The 4574-nt window shown below is 72.5% G+C and carries 3 protein-coding genes; all 3 read left to right on the top strand.

Annotation, left to right across the window (positions count from 1 at the left end; translation table 11 throughout):
* Positions 1 to 239: 239 nt before the first annotated feature.
* A complete protein-coding gene (locus QMX80_RS18400; protein ID WP_282278625.1) occupies positions 240 to 2324 on the top strand; it encodes a 3-hydroxyacyl-CoA dehydrogenase NAD-binding domain-containing protein in 2085 nt (694 codons plus the stop codon).
* Positions 2317 to 3111 (top strand): SDR family oxidoreductase, encoded by a 795-nt coding sequence (locus tag QMX80_RS18405; protein WP_055771698.1) that lies wholly within the window; start codon positions 2317 to 2319, stop codon positions 3109 to 3111. Before QMX80_RS18400 ends, QMX80_RS18405 begins: the two co-directional genes overlap by 8 nt.
* Positions 3112 to 3113: 2 nt before the next feature.
* Positions 3114 to 4574, top strand: a 1461-nt coding sequence (locus QMX80_RS18410) for an acyl-CoA dehydrogenase family protein (protein WP_282278628.1), incomplete at its 3' end; no start/stop codon positions are given.

The following is a 4574-nucleotide window of genomic DNA, read 5'->3' on the forward strand; positions in this document are numbered from 1 at the left end:
CGCCGGCGTCGCACCGGTGCGGCAACCGCGGCCGACGCCCCCCAACGCCCCGCGCGCCGGCGCTGAGCGCGCCGCGCGCCGGCTTCGGCGCCCCCTCTCTCGACACCGGACGCCCCGCCCGCAGGCCGCCGCGGTGCGCTCGCCCGCGCCCATCTATTGAACAATCGGTAAAATAATCATTCAATGGGTAACCAATCGCCGACGGGCTCTCGCGGCCCGTCCCGCTGACAGGGGACTCCATGCCGATCGAACCCATTCAATACGGCAGCACCACCGTGCTGCGCTTCTCCTCCGCGCCGGTCAACGCGCTGGGGCGCGCCCTGGCTGGCGAGCTGGCCGGCGAGATCGCCCGCAGCGGTCGCGCCGCCGGCGTCGCCGCCCTCGTGCTGGTCGGCGATGGCCGCTGCTTCTGCGCCGGCGCCGATATCGGCGAGCTCGGCAACGATTCCGGCCAGGCCGACGCGATCCGCGCGCTGATGCAGGCGCTGGATGCCTCGCCGGTGCCGGTGGTCGCCGCCATCCACGGCGTAGCTTTCGGCGGCGGGCTGGAGCTGGCGCTGGCCTGCCATGCGCGCGTGGCCGCCCGAAGCGCCCGCTTCGCCTTCCCGGAGATCAGCCTGGGCCTGCTGCCCGGCGCCGGCGGAACGCAGCGCACGCCGCGCCTGGTCGGTGCGGCGAAGGCGTTGTCGCTGATGATCGACGGCACGCCGATAGACGCCGGGCAGGCGCTGGCCAGCGGATTGATCGACGCCATCGCCGATGGCGACCTGCTGGAAGCGGCGCTGCGCCACGCCGACTCGCTCGGCGGCCGCTGCATTCGCGTACGCGACCACCAGGCGCCGGATGAGCAGGCGCAGGCCGCGCTCGCCAGCGCGCGCCAGGCGGCCGGCACGCGCCGCGGCGCCGGGGCGGTCGCGGCCGGCCACATCGTCGATTGCGTCGAGGCCGCGCTCGGGCTCTCTTTCGACGAAGGCCTGGCGCTGGAACAACGGCTGTTCGACGACCTGCTCGCTTCGCCCGAATCGCAGGGGCTGCGCCACGTATTCCTCGGCGAACGCGCGGCAGCGCGGCTGCCGGCATCGCTGGCCGGCAGCGGCGCGCACCCGCTCGAGCGCACGGCGGTGATCGGCGCCGGAGTGATGGGCGCGGGCATCGCCACCGCGCTGCTGGCAAGCGGGCTGCCGGTGACCCTGATCGACCCCGACCCGGCGGCACTGGACCGGGCCGTCGCCCGCATCGACGCCACCTTCGGCCGCGATGTCCAGAAGGGACGCCTGTCCAGCGCCGCCGCCGCCGCGCGCATGGCGGCACTGACGGCGACACCGCGGCTCGAGACCGGGGTCGCCGACGCCGACCTGGTCATCGAGGCCGTGTTCGAGGACATGGCCGTCAAGCGCGCGGTGTTCACCGCGCTGGACAAGGCCACCCGGCCGGACGCGATCCTGGCCAGCAACACGTCCACGCTCGACGTCGACACCATCGCCGATGCAGTGCGCGATCCCGGGCGTGTACTCGGCATGCATTTCTTCAGCCCGGCGCACGTGATGCGCCTGGTCGAGATCGTGCGCGGCGCGCGCACGCGGCCGGAGGTGCTGGGCAGCGCGATGGCGTTCGCGCGGCGGCTGGGCAAGGTCGGCGTCGTCGCCGGCGTGTGCGATGGCTTCATCGGCAACCGCATGTTCGAGGAATACCTGCGGCAGGCCTACCTGCTGCTGGAAGAAGGCGCGCTGCCGCAGCAGGTCGACCGCGCCATGGAAGCGTTCGGCTTCGCGATGGGGCCATTCCGGGTGATGGACCTGGCCGGGCAGGACATCGGCTGGAGCATCCGCAAGCGCCGCGCCATCGAACAGCCGCAGCGTCCGTATTCGCGCTTCCCCGACAAGGTGTGCGAACTGGGCCGCTTCGGGCAGAAGACCGGCATGGGCGTCTACCGCTATCCGGACGGCCGCACGCCGGTGGTGGATCCGGAGATCGACGCGCTGGTGGTCGCGCACTCCGCCGAGATCGGGTTGCCGCGCCGCGCCATCGACGATGCGGAAATCGTCGCCCGCTGCCTACTGGCGCTGGTCAACGAAGGCGCGCGCATCCTGGAGGAAGGCATCGCCTGGCGGCCGCTGGACATCGACGTGGTATGGACCGCCGGCTATGGATTCCCCGCCGTGCGCGGCGGACCGATGCTGCACGCCGACCGGCTCGGCCTGCCGCGGCTGCTGGCCGACATCGAACGCTTCGCCGGCGGCCACGCGGGCTGGACCTGGCAACCGGCCGAACTGCTTGTGCGCCTGGTGCGCGAAAACCGGACTTTCGGAGACCTCAATGACTGACTCGACCCCACACCGCCTGGCCCAGCTGTTCGACCTGGGCGGCCGCATCGCGCTGGTGACCGGCGGCTCGCGTGGCCTTGGCCTGCAGATCGCCGAAGCACTGGGCGAGTACGGCGCGCACATCGTGCTGGCGGCCCGCCGGCCCGCCGACCTCGATGCGGCAGTCGCGCACCTGGGCGCGCGCGGCATCCGCGCCGAAGCGGTGGCCTGCGACCTCGGCACGCCGGAAGCGGCCGACGCGCTGGTGGCGCAGATCGTCGAACGGCATGGCCGGCTGGACATCCTGGTCAACAACGCCGGCACCAGCTGGGGAGCACCCATGGAGGACTACCCGCTGGACGGCTGGAACAAGGTCATCGACCTCAACCTCACCGGCCTGTTCCTGCTCACCCAGGCCGCCGGGCGGCGCAGCTTCATCCCCAATGGCTACGGCAAGGTGCTCAACATCGCCTCGGTGGCCGGCCTGCAGGGCAACTACCCGGGCATGATCGGCACCATCGCCTACAACGCGGCCAAGGGCGCGGTGGTCAACTTCACCCGCGCGCTCGCCGCCGAGTGGGGGCCGAGGAACATCAACGTCAACGCGATCGCGCCGGGCTATTTCCCCACCCGGCTGGCCAACGCCATGATCGACCAGCATGGCGACTACATGGTCGCGCACACCCCGCTGGGCCGCCTCGGCGGCGAGGACGACCTCAAGGGCGCGGCCCTGCTGCTGGCCTCGGAAGCCGGGCGCCACATCACCGGGCAGGTACTGGTGATCGATGGCGGCGCGGGAGTGATCTGAGCATGGGCACCGCGCTGCTCGACCGCCGCGACCTCGACTTCCTGCTGTTCGACTGGCTGGGCATCGAGGCCCTGTTCGCACGGCCGCACTATGCCGAGCACAGCCGCGACACCGTGGCCGCCGTGCTCGACCTGAGCGAGCGCCTGGCCGCGGACGCGTTCCTGCCGGCGCTCAGGGCCAGCGACCGCAGCGAGCCCGCGCTGACGGCGGACGGCGTCGCGCTCGCCCCCGAAGTCACCGCCGCGGTGCGCGACTACATCGACGCCGGCCTGCTCGCCGGGCCGTTCGGGCAGGACGTCGGCGGGCTGCAGCTGCCGCAGCTGCTGCACTACGCCAGCATCGGCCAGTTCATGGCCGCCAGCCTGGCCGTGGCCGCCTACCCGATGCTGACCATCGCCAACGCCCGCCTGCTGGCCGCGTTCGGCAACGCCGCCCAGGTCGAGGCCTTCGCCCTGCCGCAGATCCGCGGCCAGGCGTTGGGCACGATGTGCCTGTCCGAGCCGCAGGCCGGCTCCTCGCTGGCCGACATCCGCACCCTGGCGCTGCCCGACGGCGAGGACGCGCTGGGCGCGCGGCACCGCCTGCACGGCAACAAGATGTGGATCTCCGCCGGCGACCACGACATCACCGGCGACATCGTGCATCTGGTGCTGGCCAGGACGCCCGGCGCGGACGGCAAGCCGCTGCCGGGCATCAAGGGCATCTCGCTGTTCGTGGTGCCCAAGCACCTGCCCGATGGCCAGGCCAACGACATCGCCGTGGCCGGGCTCAACCACAAGATGGGCTATCGCGGCACCTCCAACTGCCTGCTCAATTTCGGCGAGGGCCGGCACGCCCCCGACGGTGCCGGCGGCGCGATCGGCTGGCGCATCGGCGAGGCCGGCGAGGGGCTGGCGCAGATGTTCCACATGATGAACGAGGCGCGTACCGGCGTCGGCCTCGGCGCCGCCGCCGCCGGCTGCCGCGGCCACCTGCTGTCGGTCGAGTACGCACGCGGCCGGGTACAGGGGCGCACCGCCGAGGGCGGCACCACACGGCCGGCCGCGATCATCGAGCATGCCGATGTCAAACACATGCTGCTGGCACAGAAGGCCTACGCCGAGGGCGCGCTGGCGCTGGTGCTGTATGCGGCGCGGCTGCTGGACGACCAGCTAAGCGGCGATGCCGGCACGGCCGCCGACGCCGGCCGCCTGCTCGACCTGCTGACGCCGGTGGTCAAGGCGTGGCCGTCCGAGTACGGGCTGGCGGCGAACGACCTCGCCATCCAGATCCACGGCGGCTATGGCTATACCCGCGACTACGACGTGGAACAGCTGTACCGCGACAACCGCCTCAACCCGATCCACGAAGGCACCACCGGCATCCAGGGGCTGGACCTGCTGGGCCGCAAGGTGCTGCGCGACGGCGGCGCCGGCGTCGCGCAGCTGCGCGCGCGGGTCGAGGCGACCGTGGCCGCCAGCGCC

It is taken from the genome of Stenotrophomonas sp. PS02297 (genome assembly GCF_029959705.1).
Taxonomy (GTDB): domain Bacteria; phylum Pseudomonadota; class Gammaproteobacteria; order Xanthomonadales; family Xanthomonadaceae; genus Stenotrophomonas; species Stenotrophomonas nitritireducens.